A 19,762-nucleotide genomic window follows, 5' to 3' on the forward strand; every position below is an offset into this window, starting at 1 on the left:
TCAGCCCCCTTGCCGCGGCGCGACGATCTCGATTCTGTCGCCGTCAGTCAGCTTCTTTTCCGCCCGCATTGTGGCAGGCACGAAGTCTTCGTTGACGGCGGTCGCCACCTTGGATTCGCCATAACCCAACGCGATGAGCAGATCGGCGAGTGTGTCCGCCGTGGTCTCCTCCAAGGTGCCATTAACCGTGATCTTCATGGTAAAACTCCGGTCGTTGATTCTCGCGCATCACTAACCCCGCAGTCATTTTCGCCACGGCAGGCGAGAGCAGAAAGCCGTGCCGGAAGAGGCCGTTGACATGGAGCGTGTCGCCCTTGCGGGTGATGCGCGGCAGGTTGTCGGGGAAGGCCGGGCGCGCGTCGGCCCCGATTTCCATGACCTCCGCCTCGCCAAAGGCGGGGTGGAGCGCAAAAGCGGCCGAGAGCAGTTCCATCACCGAGCGAACCGAGGCGCGCCACCGCTCCTCGCTTTCGATCTGGGTCGCCCCCAGCATGAAGACGCCATCCCCGCGCGGCACGATATAGAGCGGAAAGCGCGGATGCAGCAGGCGAACGGGCCGGTTCAGGGTCACATCGGGGGCGCGCAGCACGACCATCTCGCCTTTGACGCCGCGTAGCTCAGGCAACGTGTCTTGCGCCGCCAGTCCGCGACAATCTATCACCGCGCCATCGGGCGCTGCATCGCTCTGCTCAAACCGCGCCCCGGCCTCTTGCAGCCGTTGTTGAAGATGCACGAGCGCCGCGCGCGGATCGATATGCGCCTCGTCCTCGAAATAGAGCGCGCGGTCGTGACGATCCGCCAGAAACGGCTCAAGTTCGGCCAGATCCGCGCCTGTGACCATCCGATGCGCATTGGTGCGGCGCGCAAACTGATCGAGTTCGCGGCGGTCGCGTTGCAGTGTCACGACAAGCGACCCCTTGCGCTCGACCGGCACGCCCTGCGCCTCCCACCAATCGGCGGCCTCTTTCCCGAGACGCACGACCGGCTCCTCGGCGGCGAACCCCTCGCAATAGGGGGCCAGCATACCGCCCGCCCACCACGAACAGCCATGTGCGCCGGGCGCGGCCGCGGGATCGCGCAGGGTGACGGACACGCCGCGCGCCATCAGTTCAGTGGCCACGCAGAGCCCAACGATGCCCGCGCCGCGGATGGTAATGGCCTCGCTCATCGCCAGACCTCGTGGAAATGATGCACAGGCCCGTGGCCGTGACCGATATGGAGCCCGTCCGCCGCCACGATCGCACGGTGCAGCCAGCCATGCGCGGTGTGGACGGCATCCTCCAACCCGGCGCCCTTGGCCAGTTCGGCGGCGATGGCCGACGAGAGCGTGCAGCCGGTGCCGTGGGTGTTCTTCGTGGCGATGCGCGGCGCGTCGAGCCGCAGCATCCCGTCCCGGTGGATCAGAAGATCGGTGCAGGTCGCGCCAGCGCCGTGGCCGCCTTTCATCAGCACCGCCTCGGCGCCCAGTTTCATCAGCGCGCGGCCCTGGCCCTCCATCTCCCGCGGGGTGGAGGCCTGCGGCAGGTCAAGCAGGCGTGCGGCCTCGGGCAGGTTCGGCGTCAGCAGCGTGGCGCGCGGCAGGAGCCGCTCGCGCAGCGCTGCCACCGCGTCGCCGGCCAGCAGCGCATCGCCGGACTTCGCCACCATCACCGGATCGAGCACCACCGGCCCGGCATAGCGCGACAGACCCGACGCCACGGCCGCGATCACCTCCGGCGTGCCGAGCATGCCGATCTTCACCGCGTCCACCGCGATATCGTCGAGCACCGCGTCGATCTGCGCGGCGATCACGTCGGGCGCGATCCCGGCCACCGCCGTGACGGCGCGGGTGTTCTGCGCGGTCACCGCGGTCAGGACGCTGGTGCCGTAGACGCCCAGCGCCGAAAAGGTCTTCAGATCGGCCTGAATCCCCGCGCCGCCGCCGCTGTCGGAGCCTGCGATGGTCATGGCCGTGGGTGTCGTGGTCATTGGTGCCTCGCGCGGTTTCCGGCGCGGGGTGGGGGAAAGTGGCTGGCGGGAGCCTGTCTTTCGCGCTCCGTTTCCTACGCCGGTGTGAGCCGGATCAGGTTCGATGGGTTGGCACGCGGCCTCTCAGCCCCTAGGCGGGGCACCCCAACGGATCTGCCCCTAACCTAGTGCCTGCGGCCACCGGTCTCAAGCGGATTGCGCATTTGCCTTTTCCCGGCCCGCGCCCGGCACTATGACGTGGACATGGCCGTTACGCTTTCCTCCCTCGACGATCTCGACCGGCTTGAGGCCGACGAAATCATCGACGTGCGCAGCCCCGCCGAATTCGCCGAGGATCATCTTCCCGGTGCGGTGAACCTTCCGGTTCTGTCGGATGCCGAACGCGCCCGCGTCGGCACGATCTACGTGCAGCAGGACGCCTTCCTGGCCCGCAAGATCGGCGCGGCGCTGGTCGCGCGCAATGCCGCGGCGCATATCGAGGGTCCTCTGGCAAGCCGCGACGGCGGCTGGCGGCCGCTGGTCTATTGCTGGCGCGGCGGGCAGCGGTCGGGATCCTTCGCGTCGATCCTGGCGCAGATCGGCTGGCGGGTGCAGCTTCTGGAGGGTGGCTATCGCAGTTACCGGCGGCTGGTGAAGGCGGCGCTCTACGACGCGCGCTTTCCGGTGCCGGTGATCCTTCTCGACGGCAACACGGGCACCGCCAAGACCGAGCTTCTGCACCTTCTGGCGGCGCGCGGCCTGCAGGTGATCGACCTGGAAGGTCTGGCCAATCACCGCGGCTCGCTTTTCGGGCCACGTCCGGGCGGTCAGCCGGGGCAGAAGGCGTTCGAGAGCGCGCTTGCCGCGGCCATGCGACAGCTCGATCCGGGCCGCGCCGTGGTGATCGAGGCCGAATCGAGCAAGGTGGGCGAGCGTATCCTGCCGCCCGCGCTCTGGTCGGCGATGAAAGCCGCGCCGCGCGTGACGCTGAGCGCGCCCCTGGAGGCGCGGGCGCGTTATCTCGCCCGCGCCTATGCCGACATGACCGCCGATCCCGAGCGGCTCTGCGCCACGATCGCCATGCTACGCCGGCTCCACGGCGCGGACGTCACGGAACGCTGGCAGGCGCTGGCCCGCGCCGGGGATTTCACGGGCCTCGCGGCGGAGCTGATGAAGCTGCATTACGACCCGCGCTATGCACGCCAGCGCGCCCGCACAGGCGACACCGGTGGCGCGGCGGTCGCGCTGGGCGACCTGTCGGCGGAGGGCCTGGCGCGCGGGGCGGACCGGCTGGCGCACGAGATCAGGGCGCTGGGCGGCTGAACCTTCCCCGGAGCATGGGTCACTCCACCACGATGCCTTCCTCGGCGCCGGTCAGCTTGCCGATGCAGGCTGCGGGCTCTCCCAGGCCGCGCAGCCGTTCCACGATCGTTTCGGCCCGGTCACCCGGCACCGCGGTCAGCAGACCTCCGGCGGTCTGCGGATCGAAGAGCAGGTCGTCGCGCGGACGGCCCGGACGGCGGATCTCCGCGCCGTGTTCGGCATTCGCGGCCCAGAGACTGGAGCGGATGCCCTGTGTGGCCAGCTCCTCGGCGCCGGGCAGGAGCGGCAGCGCGTCGAGCGCGATCCGCGCCCCGGTGCCGGAGGCCCGGCAGAGCCCCAGGAGATGCCCGCCCAGCCCGAAACCGGTGACATCCGTCATTGCGCGGGCCTCGGTGGCGAGCAGCCGCGCGGCGCGCGGCCCGGCGCGCATCATGCTTTCCATCGCGGCCGCCACCCAGTCGCCCCGCGCCGCCAGCGCCATCTCCGCGGCCAGCACCGTGCCGGTCCCCAGTGGCCGGGTCAGGATCAGCGCGTCGCCGGGGCGCCCGCCACCCAGGCCCACGGGCTCGCCCGCGACCAGCCCGGTCAGCGTGAAGCCGATCGTCAACTCCGCGCCAAGGCTGGTGTGCCCGCCCACCAGATCGGCGCCGGCCTCGGCCAGGACGGCACCGGCGGCGTCCATGATCTCGTCGAGCGTTCGGGCCTGGAGGCGCGGGTTCAGCCGCGGCAGGACGATGCTCACCAGTGCCGCCTGTGGCTCGGCCCCCATCGCCCAGATATCGCCCAGCGCGTGAATGGCGGCGATCCGGGCCATCGCCCAGGGGTCTTCGGTGAAGGCTCGCAGATGGTCGGTGGTGATGACCTGCCGGTCCGCGCCATGTGCCAGCACGGCAGCGTCGTCGCCGGGGCCGGACAGCACGTCGCTGCGCACAGGCGGGGGCAGGCGGCTCAGCGCCTCGGCCAGATCGCCCGGCCCGACCTTGGCGCCGCAGCCGCCGCAGAGCGGCTTGCCGTCCGACAGCGCCTCGCGCAGGCCCTCCGCCACCTCGGCGGGCAGCCTGGGCGCGGGCATGGCTGGGAGGTCGTGGAACTGGTCCATGAACTTTCGGTCGATGCGGTCCTTGAGCCGCCATAGCCAGGCCCCGCCCGCGCGAAGGCCGAACTTGTCGGCCACGGCGGATTTGGAGCCCGTGGAGATGAGCTTGAGGTAATCGCGCTGTGGCCGGAAGGCGCGGAGCCGCCCGCCCGAGAGCGCGGCGCGCAAGTTGTCGTGCAGGACGGGCGCCTCGCGCACCGCGAAGACGCCGGCCTTGGGCCGCGCGTCCCAGCCCAGATGCGCGCAGTCCCCGACCGCGAAGAGCGCCTCGTCGTCGGGGCTGCGCAGCGTCTCGTCCACGGTGACATAGCCCTTGTGGGTGGCGACGCCGATCTCCGCCAGCCAGCTCTGCGGTCGCGCGCCCGCCGCGCCGGTGACGAAATCGGCGGCCAGCATGGCGCCGCCGGCCAGCCGCAGCCCTTCGGCGGTCACCTCCGTCACCGGGCTGGAGAGGTGCAGCGTGACGCCCGCCCGCGCCAGCGCGTCCAGCAGCGCGCGCCGCGCCGCCCCGCCGATGTCGCGCAGCGCCTCCGGCCCGGCTTCGAGCAGATGGACCTGCGGCGCGGCGCAACCCACCTGCCGCAGCCGGTGGGCCATCGCCATCGACAACTCCACCCCAGCGACGCCGCCGCCGATCACCGCGACCGCGGGCGGCCGGCGCCCGGCGGCGGCCCTGGCGACGAAATCCTCCCACGCATCCGCGAAGGGGCCCAGCGGCTTGGCCGGCCAGGCATGGTCGGCGAAGCCCGGCAGATCGGGCATCGCGGAGGTCACGCCGATGTCGATCGAGGCGATGTCATAGGCGATGTCGGCGCGCCCCGGCACGGTGATCCGCCGCGCCTGCCGGTCGATGCCCTCGGCCCGGCCCAGCACAAGTCGCGCGCCCGCGAACCGTCCGAGTTTCACCAGGTCGATCTCCAGCGCGGCGCGGGAATAATGCCCCGCGACATGGCCCGGCAACATGCCCGAATAGGGCGCCGTGGGATCGGGGTTGATCAGCGTCAGCCGCACCCCGGCCAGCGGGTTCATCGCCCAGCGCCGCAGTACAAGCGCGTGGGCATGCCCGCCGCCGATCAGCACCAGGTCGCGGGTCAGGGGAAGGGGCATCTGCATCTCTTGCGGGCTCCGGACGGGTTGCGCTGGCAGGCTTACCGCAGGCTGCGGTGCTTGGCGATGGGACGCGGGCGCACATTGCGGCGAGCGTGGTGAAACATCACCGGGGGGCGGGGCCGAATGCCTCGTCGAGCCAGGCTTCGGCCGGCGGCGACAGGGCGGCGTGCAGCGCCAGCACATGTGCGCGGCATCGCTCGCCCGGCCAGCCTTCGGGAAAGAAATTCGCCGGCAGGTCCGGGTGGCGCAAGAGCAGCCGCCGCCAGCGGTGGATGACCAGCGTGCGAAGGGTGATCGCGGCGCGCGGGCAGGGCGGCGGGCCGGTCCCGAGTGCATCTCGGCAGGCCGCAAGGGCCTCCTCCAGCCGCGCGTAGTCGGCGGCGAGCGCGGCGGGGCCCAGCCGCGCGCGGACCCAATCGGGCAGCGTGTCCAGTTCGCCCCGCAGGCGCACCAGATCCGCGCCCGCCGGGGTCGAGGAGCCAGCGCTTCCCAGGTAGAGCCCCGGTGCGATCTCGATATGGCCCGCGCGGGTCATGGCGCGGGCGAGCGCGTCGCGCTCGGCCTGTGGGGCGGGTTCGGCGGCGGCAAGTTGCCAGGGGCCGTGCATCGCCGGGGCGCGGGCATAGATGCGGCGCGTCGCGGGTGCGAATTCCGCGATGCCTTCCGGCGACAGGCGGTAATAGCTGTGGCGGCCGTGCTTGGAGCGGACGATCCAGCCGTCCCGCGCCAGCCGGTAGAGCGCCACGCGTAGCGCCTCGGGCTTGATGCCCATGCGCTCGGTGATCTGTGCCAGGGTGGTCGCGGCGACCGTGCCGCCGCGCGGCAGGACGGAATCCCCGAAAATCGTGATGATGACCGACCAGACGCGCAGGTCGCCAAGTCCGGCCAGCGTGTCGATCATGCCATCGGCGGGCGCAGATCTTTTCCCCGTCATGTCAAAGCTATAGCCCGTGCAAGGGCCAAGCGCCAGATGCGCCGCCTCAGTAGGCGTTCATGGTCAGAAGCTCGTAGGCGGCGACCGGCTCGCCATCCTGGTTGGTCAGCCCGACATCCCAGCGCACCTCGCCATAGGTGTCCGTGCGCCGGGTCTTCTTCTTCACTGTCAGGCGCACGCGGATGCTGTCGCCCGGACTGACGGGCTTGAGGAATCGCAGCGCGTCGAGCCCGGTATTGGCCAGGACCGGCCCCGGCGTGGGCTCGACGAAGAGCCCCGCAGCGAAGGAAAGCAGCAGGTAGCCATGCGCGACGCGGCCCGGAAAGAACGGGTTCGCGGCGGCCGCCTCCTCGTCCATATGCGCATAGAAGGTGTCGCCGGTGAACTCGGCGAAATGTTCGATGTCTTCAAGCGTGACGGTGCGCGGGTCGGTGTGGAGCGTCTCGCCGATCTGCAAATCCGCGAAGCGCCGGGTGAAAGGATGGGCGGGGGCGGCGCGCTCGGCGGCGCCGGGCATCCAGGTTTCGCCGATGGCGGCCAGCATGTCGGGGCTGCCCTGCACGGCGCTGCGCTGCATGTAGTGCATCACGCCGCGGATGCCGCCCATCTCCTCGCCGCCGCCGGCCCGGCCCGGCCCGCCGTGCACCATATGCGGCAGCGGCGCGCCGTGGCCGGTGGCCTCGGCCATGGAGGCGCGGTCGTTGAAATAGAGCCGCCCGTGAAAGGCGCCGGCGCCCAGCGCCACCGCCCGCGCCACGGCCGGGTCATGGGTGATGACCGAGGCCACCAGGCTGCCCTGTCCGCGATTGGCGATGGCGATGGCGTGGTCGAGGTCGCGGTAGCCCATGATTGTGGAGACCGGCCCGAAGGCCTCGGTCTCGTGCACGCGGGTCGCGGCGTCGGGATCGGCGCAGTGATAGAGCATCGGCGGCAGGAAGGCGCCGCGCGCCGGATCGGCGCCCTCGACGGTGAAATCGGCGGGGTTGCCGAAGACGCGCTCGGCTTCCAGCCCGATGGTGGCGGCCTTCTCAAGTACATCGCGCTTCTGCGCGTTGGAGACCAGCGCGCCCATCCGCGTGCCCTCCAGCCGCGGGTCGCCGATGGTGGTCTTGCCCAGCTTGTCGCAAAGCGCGGAGATCATCGCGTCGGTTCGCGCCTCGGGCACCAGGATGCGCCGGATCGCGGTGCATTTCTGCCCCGCCTTGGCGGTCATCTCGCGGATCACCTCCTTCACGAAGAGGTCGAATTCCGGCGTTCCGGGCTCTGCGTCGGGCCCCAGGATCGAGGCGTTCAGGCTGTCCTGCTCGGCCACGAAACGTACGGCGTTCTGAAGGATGCCCGGTGTCGCGCGCAGCATCTGCGCGGTCGCGGCCGAGCCGGTGAAGCTGACGATATCCTGCCCGCCCAGCCGGTCCAGCAGATCGCCGGTGCCGCCCGCGACCATCTGCAAAGCGCCGTCGGGCAGCAGGTCCGACTCGAGCATCAGCCGCACGCAGGCTTCGGTGACATAGCAGGTCGCGGTCGCGGGTTTCACGATGGCCGGCACGCCCGCCAAGAGCGTCGGGGCGAGCTTTTCCAGCATGCCCCAGACGGGGAAATTGAATGCGTTGATATGGACCGCCACACCTTGAAGGGGCGTGCAGATATGCTGGCCCAGGAACTGCCCGGATTTCGAGAGCTGCTCCACACCGCCGTCGAGATAGACCTGCGCGTCAGGCAACTCCCGCCGGCCCTTTGAGGCGAAGACGAAGAGCGTACCGATGCCTCCGTCCACGTCGATCAGATGGTCGCGCTGCGTGGCGCCGGTGTCGAAGGACAGGTCATATAGCACCTGCTTGTGCTTCGACAGATGCGCGGCCAGTGCCTTGAGCATGCGGGCGCGGTCGTGGAATGTCATGGCGCGCAGCGACGGGCCGCCCCGTGTCCTGGCGTGGTCCAGCATGGCGGCGAAATCGACGCCGCCGCCGCCCGCCTCGGCGATCACCTCGCCGGTGATGGCACTTTCGATCGGGCGTGCGCCGCTGCCCGGCGCGATCCATTGCCCGGCCACGAAACTGGCGATCTTGCGAATGCTCATCTCTGTCTCCTCGGGTTCGGTGTCACGACAGGCGCGCGGGCAGGCGGGCCCAGCCGCGGAAACGCAGCCGCCCGCCGCGCACCGCGCTGCCGGTCAGGGTGTAGTCGGGATAGCGGGCCAGGAACCGGGCGAGCGCGATGCGCCCCTCCATGCGCGCCAGGCTGAGACCCACGCAGGTATGCGCGCCGCCGCCGAAGGCCAGGTGCTTGTTGGGCCGCCGGTCGAGCCGGAACCGGTCGGGCGCCTCGAAACGGTCCGGGTCGCGGTTGGCGGCGCCGATCACGAGGTGCAGGTTGGTCCCGGCGGGCAGGAAATGGCCGTGAAACTCCGTCTCCTCGGCGGTCAACCGGTTGCCCAACTGGTTCGGGCTTTCCATCCGGAGAACTTCCTCCACAGCCGAGGTCATCCTCTCGGGCTCGGCGATCAGCGCCGCGCGGATGTCGCGGTGCCGCTCCAGGAGCTCCAGCGCGTTGCCGATCAGGTTGCTCGTGGTTTCATGGCCGGCATTCAGGATGAAGATGCAGTTCTGTTCCAGCTCGTCGGGGCTCAGCGCCCCCGCACCCGGCTGCATCAGCCTTGTGAGAACGTCCGTCTCCGGATCGCCGGGGTTCGCGCGGCGGCGCTCGATCAGGTCGGAAAGGAAGGCGCGGAACTCGGTCACGGCGCGGTTGCCCTGCGCAAGCTGCGCCTCGGTCAGAGCGGGTTCCAGCGCCCCCAGGATCGCCAGCGACCAGCCCCGCAGCGGGCCGCGTTCGGCGTGGGGAATGTCGAATAGGTTGCCGATCACCTCCACCGGGATGGCGGCGGCGAAATCGGCGATCAGGTCGGGCGCGGGGTTGTCGGCCATCGCATCCAGCAGCCGGTCCACCAGCGCCACCAGCCCCGGCTCCGTCCGGGCCAGCGCGCGCGGCGTCATCGCGCCGACCATGATGTCGCGGACCCGCGTGTGCGAAGGCGGGTCGTTGAAGACCAGCGACGTGGTGTGATGCAGGTAGAGCGGGCTGCCCGGCCCGAATTTCGGCCTGAAGACGTCGTGCTTGGCGGAAATGAAGCGCGCCGCGTCGCGATAGACCCGGTCCAGGTCGGTATGGCGCGACAGGATCACCGACCCGTCGGGCTGCGGATGGACCGGCGCTTCGGCCAGCAGCCGGCGATAGACCGGATACGGGTTCTCGACGAAGCCGGCGGGGGGATTGTTGAGATCGAACGCGAATGCCATAGCTCAGCCCATCTGGTCGGGCAGATAGAGAACCAGCGCCGGCAGCGCCACCAGAAGCGCCAGCCGCAGGATGTCGAACATCCAGAACGGCGTGACGCCCCGGAAGATCGTCGCGGTGGAGACGTCGCCGACCACGCCTTTCAGGGTGAAGACGTTGAGCCCGACCGGCGGCGTGATCAGGCTGATCTCGGTGACGACCACGACGATGATGCCGAACCAGACCGCGTCGAATCCCAGCGACTGCACCAGCGGAAAGAAGATCGGCACGGTCAGCAGCAGCATCGAGAGACTCTCGAAGACCATGCCGAGCAGGATATAGACCAGCAAGATCAGCGCCATCACCATCATCGGCGAGATGGCGTTGGCGGTGACCAGGCCGACCAGATCCTCCGGTAGCCCGGCGAGGTTCACGAAGTTGGAGAAGATATGCGCGCCGATCAGCACCGCAAAAAGCCCGGCTGAGGTGAAGGCGGTCTCGCGCAGCGCCTCCAGCGTGTCGCGGACACTCAGGTTGCCGCGGAAGAGCGCGATCAGGAAGGCGCCCATCGCGCCCATCCCCGCGGCCTCGGTGGGCGAGAAAGTAAGATGGAGCGGCGCCACGTCGAGAAGCCCGTAAAGACCGCCGATCACCAGGAAGAAGAGCAGCAACACCGCCCAGACGGCGCGCAGCGCGCGCAACCGGTCAGCCCAGCCGTGGCGTTCGCCAGCAGGGCCGGCGGCCGGGTTGCGCCAGACCGTCCAGCGCACCGCGAAGAGGTAGAAGACCACGCCCAGCAGCCCCGGCACGATCCCGGCGATGAAGAGCTTGCCGATGGAGGTTTCCGTGAGCAGCCCGTAGATCACCAGGATAACCGAAGGCGGGATCAGGATGCCCAGCGTGCCGCCGGCCGCGATCGACGCGGTCGAGAGCCCGTCGGCATAGCCGTAACGGCGCATCTCGGGCATCGCCACCTTGGACATGGTGGCCGCGGTCGCCAGCGACGAGCCGCAGATCGCGGCGAACCCGCCGCAGGCCACCACGGTCGCCATCGCCAGTCCGCCCCGGAAATGGCCCAGAAAGGCGTTGGAGACGGCGTAGAGTTCGCGCGACAGCCCGCCCTTGTTGACGAAAAGCCCCATCAGGATGAAGAGCGGCACCACCGAGAGCCCGTAATTCTGTGCCGTGTCCAGGACGGTGCGCCCGACCATCGACATCGCGGCCGTGGCGCCCCGCCCGTCGGTCAGGCCGCCGCCGCGCTCGAAGATGTAGCCAAAGGTGCCCACCAGCCCCATCGCGAAGACGATGGGCATGCGCAGCAGCACCAGCAGCAGGACCAGCGCGAAACCGATCAGCGCGGCGGTCATTGCGCATCCCTCAGCAGTTTCGGGGCGATGAGTGTCAGCACGCCCACCACAAGCATCGCCAGCCCGGCCAGCGCGACGGCCAGCGCGATGAACCAGCTTATGTAGAATTGCGGGATCGCCAGGTATTCCGTCACGTCGCCATAGCTGCGCTGCCGCTCTGCCAGCACCCGCAGCCGGTCGAACGGCCAGTAGAGCATGGCGCCCGACAGCAGGTGGATCATCCCGTCGCGCAGGCGTGCGGCGCGAACGCGGTGGAAGAACGGATCGGTCAGGTCCACCGCGATGTGGTGGCCGCGCGCCGAGACCATCGGCAGAACGGAAAAGACGATGATCGCCATGAGGATGCGCGTCAGTTCGGTCGCGGCCTCGATCGGCGCGTTGAAGGCCGAGCGCAGGATCACGTCGCAGAAGGTCATCACCATCAGCGCGAAGAGCGCGCCCGAGGCGAGCAGCACCGGCAGGGCGCTCGCACGGCGCAGAAGGCGAAGGAATGCGGACATGGCGGCGGGGTCTCCGGCGGGGTGGCGGGCGGCGGAAGGCGCCGCCCGCGCATCACCGCGTCAATTTCCGTTGAGTTCGGACTTCAGGAAGTCGTGCGCAGCCTTGGCGTCCACCCCTGTCGCGGCGATCTCTTCCAGCGCCGAGCCGATGATGGCTTCGGACATCTCGGCGAATTTCGCCTGGTCCGCTTCCGAGGCCTGGGTGATCGTGTTGCCCTCGGTCTCCTTGGTCAGAGCCACGCTCTCGGCATCGCCCAGATCCCAGATCTTTCCGATCTCGCGGCTGAGCGGCTCGCCGAAGACCTTGTCCTCCAGCGCCTGACGCAGATCGTCGGGCAGGGCGGCCAGCGCGTCCTCGTTCATCACGAAGGCGAAGGAGCCACGGTAGAAGCCGCCGGGCATCTCGAAGACATGCGGGGCCACTTCCGTCAGCTTGAAGCCGCGGCGCGACTCCCAGGGCATGACCACGCCATCCGCGGCGTTGGAGGCCAGCGTCTCGTAAACCTTGGGTGCGGGCACCTTGATGCCGGTGGCGCCGAGCGCCGCGCCGACATCGCCGCCCACGCCGCCGGGCACGCGCAGCTTCAGCCCCGAGATTGCATCGAGCGACTCCACCGGCGCGGCGGTGTGCAACTGTGCGGGGCCGTGCGTATGCAGTGCCACGACGCGCACGCCGCGATGCTCGTCGGCTCCCTTCAGGAACTTCTCATAGGCGCGCCAATAGGCCACCGAGGCTTCTTCGGCGGAGCCCTCGTAGCCCGGCAGTTCGATAAGCTTGGAAGTCACGAAGCGCCCGGCCTGATAGCCGTGGAAGATGATCGTGGCATCCGCCGCGCCGTCCATGATCAGGTCCATCTGCGCGGGCGGCGGTGCGATGCCCAGCTTCAGCTCGGCCGTGACCCGGCCATCGGTGGCCTCCTCGATCATCTCGGTGAATTTCGGCCACATCCGGGAATTGATGTTGTGGGTCGGCGGCGCCCAGCTCGAGATCAGCAGCGTGTAGTCCGCCGCCTGCGCGATGCCCGCCGTCAGCGCCATCGCGGCGCCAGCCATAAGGCTGGTCAGTCCTGTCAGTCTGGTCATGATTTCCTCCCGTTCAGACCGTCTTTTCCGTACATGCCGCGCCGCGTCTTGCGCCGGTCGCGGCCTCACCCCAGAAACTTCGAAATCCGCCAGGTGCCCCGGCTCTCCTCGGCCACCGCGCGCATGGACCGCGCCACCGCGTCGGTGCCGATCTCCCCGGTATAATGCATCGGGCCGCCGCGCCATCTGGGAAAACCGTAGCCGTGGATCTCCACCATGTCGATCTCGGCGGGGCTTTCGGCGATGCCCTCCTCGACGATGAGCGCGCCCTCGTTGACCATCACCGCAACCAGCCGGTCGCGGATGTCCTCGGCCGAAAAGGCGCGCCGGTCGATCCCGGCCTCGGCGGAGTAGCCGGTGATGATCCGCTCCACCTCCGGGTCGCGTTCGGGTCTGCGGCTGCCCTCGGCATAGGTGTACCAGCCGTGTCCGGCGCGCTGTCCCAGCCGCCCCGCCTCGCAGAGCCGGTCGGCGATGGGCACGTAGCGTTCGGCGGGATCGTGCGTCGCCGCCTGCCGCTTGCGGTTGGCCCAGGCGATCTGCAACCCGGTCAGGTCCTGCAGTTCATATGGCCCCATCGGCAGGCCGAAGCCGCGCATCGCCGCATCGACCTCATGCGGCAACGCGCCGTCGGCCAGCAGGTAGTCGGCCGCACGCCGGTAGGCCGACAGGATGCGGTTGCCGATGAACCCGTCGCAGATGCCCGCCAGCACGGCGACCTTGCCCATCCGCTTGCCCATGGCAAAGCCGGTGGCCAGCACGTCCGCAGCGGTTTCGGGCAGGCGCACGATCTCCAGCAGTTTCATCACATGCGCGGGCGAGAAGAAATGCAGCCCCAGGCAGCGCGCGGGGTTCGGGATGCCGTCGAAGATCTCCCGCGGGTCCAGATAAGAGGTGTTCGTCGCCAGGATCGCCTGCCGGTTCATCGCGGCGGAGAGATCGCGGAAGACGACGCGCTTGACTTCCAGATCCTCGAAGACCGCCTCGACCGCCAGTTGCGCCGGTGCGGTATCGGCGTAGTCCGTGCTGACCGAGAGCCTGCCGCGCAGCGCCTCGGCCCCGTCATCGTCGAGCTTGCCGCGTTTCACGGCGCCGCCGATCAGGCCATCCAGATTTCCGTGCGCGCTTTCGGCCGCCGCGTCGTCGCGCTCGATCAGCGTCACCCGCAGCCCGGCCATCAGCGCCGACATCGCGATACCTGCGCCCATCAGCCCGCCGCCCACCACGGCGACATGCTTGATTTCGCGGGGTTTCGCGCCTGCTATGGCGTCGGGCCGGGCGACCTTGCGTTCCGCGAAGAAGGCGTGGCGCAGGGCGCGGGATTCGGCGGTGTCGCGCAGCGCCAGGTGCAGCGCGCGTTCCTTCGGCTGGCCCTCGGCGAAGGGCAGCTCCGCTGCCCAGGCGATGGCGTCGAGATTGTGCAGCGGCGACCGCTGGCCCTTGGCGCGTTTCTCCAGCCCCGCGCGCATATGGGCGAAATAGCCGTCGCGGACGGGATGCACGGCCCGCGCGCTGACCGGCGCGGGGCGTGGCGGAAGGTCGGCGGCCATCGCCTCGGCCCCGGCCACCGGGTCCGCGTCGATCCGGTCGAGCCCGCCCAGGTCGCGCAGGGTTTCCGCCGTCACCATCCGCCCGTTGCAGGCGATGTCCACTGCGGCCTCGATCCCCACCAGGCGCGGCAGGCGCTGGCTGCCTCCGGCGCCGGGCACCAGGCCGATGTTGACTTCCGGCAGGCCGAAGCGTGTGCCGGGCTCGGCCACCCGCCAGGCACAGGCCATCGCGATCTCGAAGCCGCCGCCCAGGACCGTGCCATGCAGCGCCGCGATGAAGGGCACCGCGCTGGCCTCGATCCGCGTGACCACGTCCGGCAGGTCGGGCAGGGCCGGGGGCTTGCCGAATTCCGAGATATCGCCGCCGGCAACGAATGTGCGCCCCGCGCAGGAGAGGATGGCAACCTCCGCGCCGGAGCCTTCGACCTGAGCCACCGCGGCGTCGAGTCCCGCACGCACCGCCTGCGAGGTCGCGTTCACCGGCGGGTTGTCGATCACCACATGAGCGACGCGGCCCTGGATCGTCACGCTGACGGGATTCTCGGCTGTCATTCTTCCCCCGCTCCGGCTCTTCCGCTGCCGCGCGCCTGAATCGGTTTCGGCGTCTGGCACCACAACATTATTGACCAACCGTTCGGTTTATGCAAATCTTTTGTCGGAATATTCTGAAACGGAACGGCGCATGAGCGATACGATTCTTTCGCGGGATCACGGCGGCTGGGTGGAGATCACGCTCAACCGTCCCGACCGCCTCAATTCCTTCAATGACGAGATGCACGGCGCGCTGCGGGGCGCGCTGGAGGGCGCCCGCGACGGCGGCGCGCGGGCAGTGCTGATCACCGGCGCGGGACGCGGGTTCTGCGCCGGGCAGGATCTGGGCGACCGCGACCCGGCCAAGATGGACAGCCCCCCCGACCTCAGCCGGACGCTGACCGGATTCTACAACCCGCTGGTGCGCCTGATCCGGTCGCTGGACTTTCCGGTGATCTGCGCCGTCAATGGCGTGGCGGCGGGGGCGGGGGCCAACCTGGCGCTGGCCTGCGACATCGTGCTGGCCGCGGAGAACGCGAAGTTCATCCAGTCCTTCGCCAAGGTGGGACTGGTGCCCGATGCCGGCGGAAGCTGGGCGCTTACCCGGCTTCTGGGCGAGGCCCGCGCCAAGGCGCTGGCGATGACGGCCGAGCCGCTGGGCGCCGTGCAGGCGGCCGATTGGGGGCTGATCTGGAAGGCGCTGCCCGACGACCGGCTGATGGACGAGGCCCGCGCCCTGGCCGCGCGACTGGCCGTGGGGCCGACCGTCGGGCTGGGTCTGACGAAACAGGCGATCCAGGCGGCCTCCGTCAACACACTCGACGATCAACTCGATCTCGAGGCGCGGCTTCAGAAAGCCTGCGGCGAGACGCGGGATTATGCCGAGGGCGTCACGTCCTTCCTGCAGAAACGCCCCGCGCGCTTCACCGGGGGCCGATCATGAGCCTGAACCCCGAGGACCGCGCGCGTCGCAGCGCCGAGGCCATGTGGGCGGGCGATGCCGCCTCCAAATGGGTCGGCATGACGCTGGAGGCGGTGGGGCCGGGCACCGCGACCACCCGGATGACCGTGGCAGGCCACCACACGAACGGCCACGGCATCTGCCACGGTGGAGTGATCTTCGCGCTGGCCGACAGCGCCTTCGCCTTCGCCTGCAACAGCTACAACCGCAGCGCCGTTGCGCAGCACAACACGATCAGCTTCATCGCGCCGGGCAAGCTGGGCGACACGCTGACCGCCACCGCGCGCGAGATCAGCCTGGCCGGTCGCAACGGCATCTACGATGTGACGGTGACCGACGGCACGGGCGCGACGATCGCCGAGTTCCGCGGCTGCTCGCGCATCATCAACGGCTCGCATTTCGAGGAGGAGGGCACGCCATGAAGGACCTCTCGCCCAGGCCGGGCGATCTGGAGCCGATCGAGACCGCGTCGCGCGACGAGATCGCCGCATTGCAACTCGACCGGCTGAAATGGTCGCTGGCCCATGCCTATGAGAACGTGCCGATGTACCGCGACCGCTTCGACGCGGCCGGGGTGCATCCGGACGACGTGACATCGCTGGCCGATCTGGCGAAGTTCCCCTTCACCGTGAAGCAGGATCTGCGCGACCATTACCCGTTCGGGCTCTTCGCCGTGCCGCGCGAGCAGATCGTGCGGGTGCATGGCTCCTCCGGCACGACCGGCAAGCCCACGGTAGTGGGCTACACGCAGAAGGATATCGACAACTGGGCCGAACTGGTGGCGCGCTCGATGCGGGCCTCGGGCACGCGGGCGGGCGACATCGTGCATGTGGCCTATGGCTACGGGCTCTTCACCGGGGGGCTGGGGGCGCATTACGGGGCCGAGCGCCTGGGCTGCACGGTCATCCCGGTCTCGGGCGGGATGACGCCCCGGCAGGTGATGCTGATCCGGGACTTCGCGCCCAGCACGATTATGGTCACGCCATCCTACATGCTCAACATCCTCGACGAGTTCCGGCGCGAGGGGATCGACCCGCGCGAGACCTCGCTTCAGGTCGGCATCTTTGGCGCGGAGCCCTGGACCAACGCCATGCGCGCGGAGGTGGAGCAGGCCTTCGACATGCACGCGGTCGATATCTACGGCCTGTCTGAGATCATGGGGCCGGGCGTGGCCAATGAATGCGTCGAGACGAAAGATGGCCTGCATATCTGGGAGGATCATTTCTACCCGGAGGTGATCGACCCGGAGACGGGCGAGGTGCTGCCCGATGGCGAATTGGGCGAGCTGGTTTTCACCACGCTGACCAAGGAGGGCCTGCCGATGATCCGCTACCGCACGCGCGACCTGACGCGTCTCATGCCGGGCACGGCGCGGTCGATGCGGCGGATGGAGAAGATCACCGGGCGCTCCGACGACATGATCATCCTGCGCGGCGTCAACGTCTTTCCCACCCAGGTGGAGGAGTTGCTGCTGGCCACCGAGGGGCTGGCGCCGCATTTCCAGATCGAGCTTTTCCGCGTCGGCCGCATGGATGCGATGCGGGTGCATTGCGAATGCCTGCCGCATTTGGCCGGGGCCGAGGCGCGCGGCGCTGCGGCCAAGCTTCTGGCCAAGAAGATCAAGGATACGGTCGGCATCTCGGCGGAGATCAGCGTCGCCGATCCGGGCGGCGTGGCGCGGTCCGAAGGCAAGGCGCAGCGGGTTGTGGACAACCGGCCCAAGGAGTAGGCCCCGTGGCGCGCACCATTGCAAAGGACCATGACGCCAAGCGCGACCGCATCCTGGCGACCGCCGCGCGGGTCTTCGCCGAGACCGGTTTCGACCGCGCCTCGATGAGCCAACTCGCGCGCGAATGCGGCATCTCCAAGGCCAATATCTATCACTATTACGACAGCAAGGACGCGCTGCTCTACGACATCCTCGACAGCTACCTGTCGGACCTCCGGGATCGGATCGCGGCGATCGACGGTACTGGCATGACTCCCGAGGATCACCTGCGCGCGGTGGTGCTGGAGGTGCTCATGGCCTATCGCGGTGCCGATGACGAACACCGGGTGCAGATCGGCGGCATGGCCGCGCTGCCGTCGGAGCAGCAGAAAGTCCTGCGCGACTACCAGAAGGATCTGGTGGCGCAGGTCGCGACGATTGTTCAGGCCCTGGCGCCCGATGTCTTCGGCAGCGACAAGGCCAAGCTGCGCGCCGCGACCATGTCGCTTTTCGGAATGCTCAACTGGTTCTACATGTGGAACCACGACGACAGCGACGCCGCGCGCGAAGCCTATGCGGCGCTGGTCTCGAACCTGATGCTGAAAGGCGTGCGGGGCCTTTGACCGGGCATGGGGCTGGAACTGCGCCGGGTCCCCGCGTATGACTGGCGGGGGTCAGCATCGGGATCGCGCATGACGAACACGAAATCCACCGGCCCCCGGCCGGAGAAACCTGCCTTCGCCCAGGATCCGCACCGCGTCCGTGATCTGTCCGAGCGCAACCTGGAGGCCGCCATCGGGCGCGAGGTGCGCGCCTCCCGACGTCAGCACGGCATGACGGTGGCCGATCTGGCGGCTGTTACTGGGCTCTCGACGGGGATGCTCTCGAAGATCGAGAACGGCGTCACCTCGCCCTCGCTGACCACCCTGCAACTGCTCGCCCATGCGCTAAGCATTCCGATCACCGCCTTCTTCCGCCGCTTTGAGGAACGCCGCGAGGCGGTGCATGTGAAGGCCGGCGAGGCGGTGGAGATCGAGCGCGCGGGCACCCGAGCAGGCCATCAGTACAACCTTCTGGGCCATATCGGCGGCAACTCCTCCGGTGTGACGGTGGAGCCCTATCTGATCACGCTCAACGAGGCGTCGGACGTGTTTCCCACCTTCCAGCATGACGGGCTGGAACTGCTCTACATGCTGGAAGGTGTCGTGGATTACCGCCACGGCGACCGCCATTACCGGCTGGAGCCGGGCGACAGTCTCTTTTTCGACGCCGATGCGCCGCACGGGCCGGACGGGTTGGTGAAGCTGCCCGCGCGTTACCTGTCGGTGATCTGCTACCCGCAGGGAGGCTGAGCGCCGGTCGTCGGGCGCCGCCGTGCGCCTGACCGTTTGATGCTTTTCGTGAATAAAATATTCCTGCCAGTTGATTTTACCTGCGCCTGTGATAGGCTCGCGCCCGCATGACTTAAGGAGTAGCGACTCATGTGCGGCATTGTGGGACTGTTCTTGAAGGATCGCGCGCTGGAGCCCCGCCTCGGCGCGCTCCTGACCGAGATGCTGGTTACGATGACCGACCGCGGACCCGACAGCGCAGGCATCGCGGTCTATCGCGGCGCGGAGCCGGGGAAATGGCTGTTGACCGTTCAATCCGCGGCGCCGGATCGGGACTTCGCGGGGCTCGCCGACGATCTGGGCGCGGCGCTGGGTGCGGCGGTCACGCTGCGCGAGAAGGACACCCATGCGGTGATCGAACTGCCCGCCGGGAAGGCCGATGCGGCGCGCACCGCGCTCAAGGAACTACGCCCCGACCTTCGCATCATGGGCTCCGGCGAGAGCATCGAGATCTACAAGGAGGTGGGCCTGCCCGGCGATGTCGCCGCGCGGTTCGACCTCGCCTCGATGTCGGGCAGCCACGGTATCGGGCACACCCGCATGGCTACCGAATCCGCGGTCACCACGCTGGGCGCGCATCCCTTCTCCACCGGGCCGGACCAATGCCTGGTGCATAACGGCTCGCTGTCGAACCACAACAGCCTGCGGCGCAAGCTGGTGCAGGCCGGCAAGAGCTTCGAGACCGAGAACGACACCGAGGTGGCGGCCGCCTATCTGAGCTGGAAGATGGAACAAGGCTCGGATCTGGGCGAGGCGCTGGAGGCGAGCCTTCAGGACCTCGACGGGTTCTATACATTCGTTGTGGGCACGCGGGACGGTTTCGGCGTGCTGCGCGACCCCATCGCCTGCAAGCCCGCCGTCATGGCCGAGACCGATCAGTATGTCGCCTTCGGCTCGGAGTACCGGGCCATGGTGAACCTGCCCGGCATCGAGACCGCGCGCGTCTGGGAACCCGAACCCTCCACCGTCTATTTCTGGAAGCACTGAC

At 69.0% G+C, this 19,762-nt stretch carries 18 protein-coding genes and 1 riboswitch; of the genes, 7 read left to right on the plus strand and 11 right to left on the minus strand.

Translation table 11 applies throughout. From position 1 onward, the window contains the following. The 3 genes from thiS to thiD are packed head-to-tail and all read right to left on the minus strand — an operon-like array spanning nt 1 to nt 1,968. Complete coding sequence (thiS, locus tag DDZ14_RS08690) at nt 1-198, minus strand: sulfur carrier protein ThiS (RefSeq protein ID WP_109424570.1); 198 nt, start codon at nt 196-198, stop codon at nt 1-3. Then, complete coding sequence (locus tag DDZ14_RS08695; RefSeq protein WP_109424571.1) at nt 182-1,168, minus strand: FAD-dependent oxidoreductase; 987 nt, start codon at nt 1,166-1,168, stop codon at nt 182-184. The genes thiS and DDZ14_RS08695 overlap by 17 nt, the downstream gene beginning before the upstream one ends. After that, nucleotides 1,165-1,968, minus strand: a complete 804-nt coding sequence (gene thiD / locus DDZ14_RS08700; protein ID WP_233252533.1) for a bifunctional hydroxymethylpyrimidine kinase/phosphomethylpyrimidine kinase — start codon at nt 1,966-1,968, stop codon at nt 1,165-1,167. Before thiD ends, DDZ14_RS08695 begins: the two co-directional genes overlap by 4 nt. A gap of 54 nt (nt 1,969-2,022) precedes the next feature. Beyond that, nucleotides 2,023-2,125: riboswitch (TPP riboswitch) on the minus strand. A gap of 86 nt (nt 2,126-2,211) precedes the next feature. On the opposite strand from thiD, the gene mnmH reads away from it, so the two are divergent. Further along, complete coding sequence (gene mnmH, locus DDZ14_RS08705) at nt 2,212-3,270, plus strand: tRNA 2-selenouridine(34) synthase MnmH (RefSeq protein WP_109424573.1); 1,059 nt, start codon at nt 2,212-2,214, stop codon at nt 3,268-3,270. Between the two features lie 19 nt (nt 3,271-3,289). Here the strand turns inward: mnmH and selD are convergent, their stop codons facing one another. The 8 genes from selD to DDZ14_RS08745 form a co-directional block, all read right to left on the minus strand. Then, entirely contained in the window at nt 3,290-5,479 is a 2,190-nt protein-coding gene (gene selD / locus DDZ14_RS08710; protein WP_109424574.1) for a selenide, water dikinase SelD, read from the minus strand. Between the two features lie 100 nt (nt 5,480-5,579). Continuing rightward, nucleotides 5,580-6,410 (minus strand): PaaX family transcriptional regulator C-terminal domain-containing protein, encoded by an 831-nt coding sequence (locus DDZ14_RS08715; RefSeq protein WP_109424575.1) that lies wholly within the window; start codon nt 6,408-6,410, stop codon nt 5,580-5,582. Nucleotides 6,411-6,456: 46 nt separating this feature from the next. After that, nucleotides 6,457-8,487: a phenylacetic acid degradation bifunctional protein PaaZ gene (gene paaZ / locus DDZ14_RS08720; protein ID WP_109424576.1), complete on the minus strand. Its 2,031-nt coding sequence runs from the start codon at nt 8,485-8,487 to the stop codon at nt 6,457-6,459. A gap of 22 nt (nt 8,488-8,509) precedes the next feature. Continuing rightward, nucleotides 8,510-9,706 carry a cytochrome P450 gene (locus DDZ14_RS08725; protein WP_109424577.1) on the minus strand — a complete coding sequence of 399 codons (1,197 nt, stop codon included), beginning with the start codon at nt 9,704-9,706 and terminating at the stop codon, nt 8,510-8,512. A 3-nt stretch (nt 9,707-9,709) separates the two neighbouring features. Beyond that, nucleotides 9,710-11,050, minus strand: a complete 1,341-nt coding sequence (locus DDZ14_RS08730; RefSeq protein ID WP_109424578.1) for a TRAP transporter large permease — start codon at nt 11,048-11,050, stop codon at nt 9,710-9,712. Further along, complete coding sequence (locus tag DDZ14_RS08735; RefSeq protein WP_109424579.1) at nt 11,047-11,550, minus strand: TRAP transporter small permease; 504 nt, start codon at nt 11,548-11,550, stop codon at nt 11,047-11,049. Before DDZ14_RS08735 ends, DDZ14_RS08730 begins: the two co-directional genes overlap by 4 nt. 60 nt (nt 11,551-11,610) lie before the next feature. Further along, nucleotides 11,611-12,633 carry a TRAP transporter substrate-binding protein gene (locus DDZ14_RS08740; RefSeq protein ID WP_109424580.1) on the minus strand — a complete coding sequence of 341 codons (1,023 nt, stop codon included), beginning with the start codon at nt 12,631-12,633 and terminating at the stop codon, nt 11,611-11,613. A 65-nt stretch (nt 12,634-12,698) separates the two neighbouring features. After that, complete coding sequence (locus DDZ14_RS08745) at nt 12,699-14,735, minus strand: FAD-dependent oxidoreductase (protein WP_109424581.1); 2,037 nt, start codon at nt 14,733-14,735, stop codon at nt 12,699-12,701. Nucleotides 14,736-14,865: 130 nt separating this feature from the next. Here DDZ14_RS08745 and paaG point away from each other — a divergent pair, with 130 nt between their 5' ends. From paaG to DDZ14_RS08775, 6 genes are all read left to right on the plus strand, one after another. Beyond that, complete coding sequence (paaG, locus tag DDZ14_RS08750; RefSeq protein ID WP_109424582.1) at nt 14,866-15,657, plus strand: 2-(1,2-epoxy-1,2-dihydrophenyl)acetyl-CoA isomerase PaaG; 792 nt, start codon at nt 14,866-14,868, stop codon at nt 15,655-15,657. After that, nucleotides 15,654-16,097 carry a hydroxyphenylacetyl-CoA thioesterase PaaI gene (gene paaI / locus DDZ14_RS08755; protein WP_109424583.1) on the plus strand — a complete coding sequence of 148 codons (444 nt, stop codon included), beginning with the start codon at nt 15,654-15,656 and terminating at the stop codon, nt 16,095-16,097. The genes paaG and paaI overlap by 4 nt, the downstream gene beginning before the upstream one ends. Then, nucleotides 16,094-17,404 carry a phenylacetate--CoA ligase PaaK gene (gene paaK / locus DDZ14_RS08760; protein WP_109424584.1) on the plus strand — a complete coding sequence of 437 codons (1,311 nt, stop codon included), beginning with the start codon at nt 16,094-16,096 and terminating at the stop codon, nt 17,402-17,404. The genes paaI and paaK overlap by 4 nt, the downstream gene beginning before the upstream one ends. Before the next feature lie 5 nt (nt 17,405-17,409). Beyond that, nucleotides 17,410-18,006 carry a TetR/AcrR family transcriptional regulator gene (locus tag DDZ14_RS08765; protein WP_109424585.1) on the plus strand — a complete coding sequence of 199 codons (597 nt, stop codon included), beginning with the start codon at nt 17,410-17,412 and terminating at the stop codon, nt 18,004-18,006. 69 nt (nt 18,007-18,075) lie between these two features. After that, on the plus strand, nt 18,076-18,735 hold the full coding sequence (locus DDZ14_RS08770) for an XRE family transcriptional regulator (protein ID WP_109424586.1): 660 nt from the start codon (nt 18,076-18,078) through the stop codon (nt 18,733-18,735). Between the two features lie 129 nt (nt 18,736-18,864). Next, nucleotides 18,865-19,761: a glutamine amidotransferase family protein gene (locus tag DDZ14_RS08775; RefSeq protein ID WP_109424587.1), complete on the plus strand. Its 897-nt coding sequence runs from the start codon at nt 18,865-18,867 to the stop codon at nt 19,759-19,761. Nucleotide 19,762: the final 1 nt, after the last annotated feature.

It is taken from the genome of Maritimibacter sp. 55A14 (genome assembly GCF_003122205.1).
Taxonomy (GTDB): Bacteria; Pseudomonadota; Alphaproteobacteria; order Rhodobacterales; family Rhodobacteraceae; genus QEYE01.

Excerpts from the sequence above, each read along its gene's own strand:
- paaI (WP_109424583.1), top strand. The coding sequence starts at position 15,654 with ATGAGCCTGAACCCCGAGGACCGCGCGCGTCGCAGCGCCGAGGCCATG.
- thiD (WP_233252533.1), bottom strand. The coding sequence starts at position 1,968 with ATGACCACGACACCCACGGCCATGACCATCGCAGGCTCCGACAGCGGC.
- paaK (WP_109424584.1), top strand. The coding sequence starts at position 16,094 with ATGAAGGACCTCTCGCCCAGGCCGGGCGATCTGGAGCCGATCGAGACC.
- DDZ14_RS08770 (WP_109424586.1), top strand. The coding sequence starts at position 18,076 with ATGACGAACACGAAATCCACCGGCCCCCGGCCGGAGAAACCTGCCTTC.
- paaG (WP_109424582.1), top strand. The coding sequence starts at position 14,866 with ATGAGCGATACGATTCTTTCGCGGGATCACGGCGGCTGGGTGGAGATC.
- DDZ14_RS08735 (WP_109424579.1), bottom strand. The coding sequence starts at position 11,550 with ATGTCCGCATTCCTTCGCCTTCTGCGCCGTGCGAGCGCCCTGCCGGTG.
- paaZ (WP_109424576.1), bottom strand. The coding sequence starts at position 8,487 with ATGAGCATTCGCAAGATCGCCAGTTTCGTGGCCGGGCAATGGATCGCG.
- DDZ14_RS08715 (WP_109424575.1), bottom strand. The coding sequence starts at position 6,410 with ATGACGGGGAAAAGATCTGCGCCCGCCGATGGCATGATCGACACGCTG.
- selD (WP_109424574.1), bottom strand. The coding sequence starts at position 5,479 with ATGCAGATGCCCCTTCCCCTGACCCGCGACCTGGTGCTGATCGGCGGC.
- DDZ14_RS08725 (WP_109424577.1), bottom strand. The coding sequence starts at position 9,706 with ATGGCATTCGCGTTCGATCTCAACAATCCCCCCGCCGGCTTCGTCGAG.
- DDZ14_RS08745 (WP_109424581.1), bottom strand. The coding sequence starts at position 14,735 with ATGACAGCCGAGAATCCCGTCAGCGTGACGATCCAGGGCCGCGTCGCT.
- DDZ14_RS08730 (WP_109424578.1), bottom strand. The coding sequence starts at position 11,050 with ATGACCGCCGCGCTGATCGGTTTCGCGCTGGTCCTGCTGCTGGTGCTG.
- mnmH (WP_109424573.1), top strand. The coding sequence starts at position 2,212 with ATGGCCGTTACGCTTTCCTCCCTCGACGATCTCGACCGGCTTGAGGCC.
- DDZ14_RS08775 (WP_109424587.1), top strand. The coding sequence starts at position 18,865 with ATGTGCGGCATTGTGGGACTGTTCTTGAAGGATCGCGCGCTGGAGCCC.
- DDZ14_RS08695 (WP_109424571.1), bottom strand. The coding sequence starts at position 1,168 with ATGAGCGAGGCCATTACCATCCGCGGCGCGGGCATCGTTGGGCTCTGC.
- DDZ14_RS08740 (WP_109424580.1), bottom strand. The coding sequence starts at position 12,633 with ATGACCAGACTGACAGGACTGACCAGCCTTATGGCTGGCGCCGCGATG.
- thiS (WP_109424570.1), bottom strand. The coding sequence starts at position 198 with ATGAAGATCACGGTTAATGGCACCTTGGAGGAGACCACGGCGGACACA.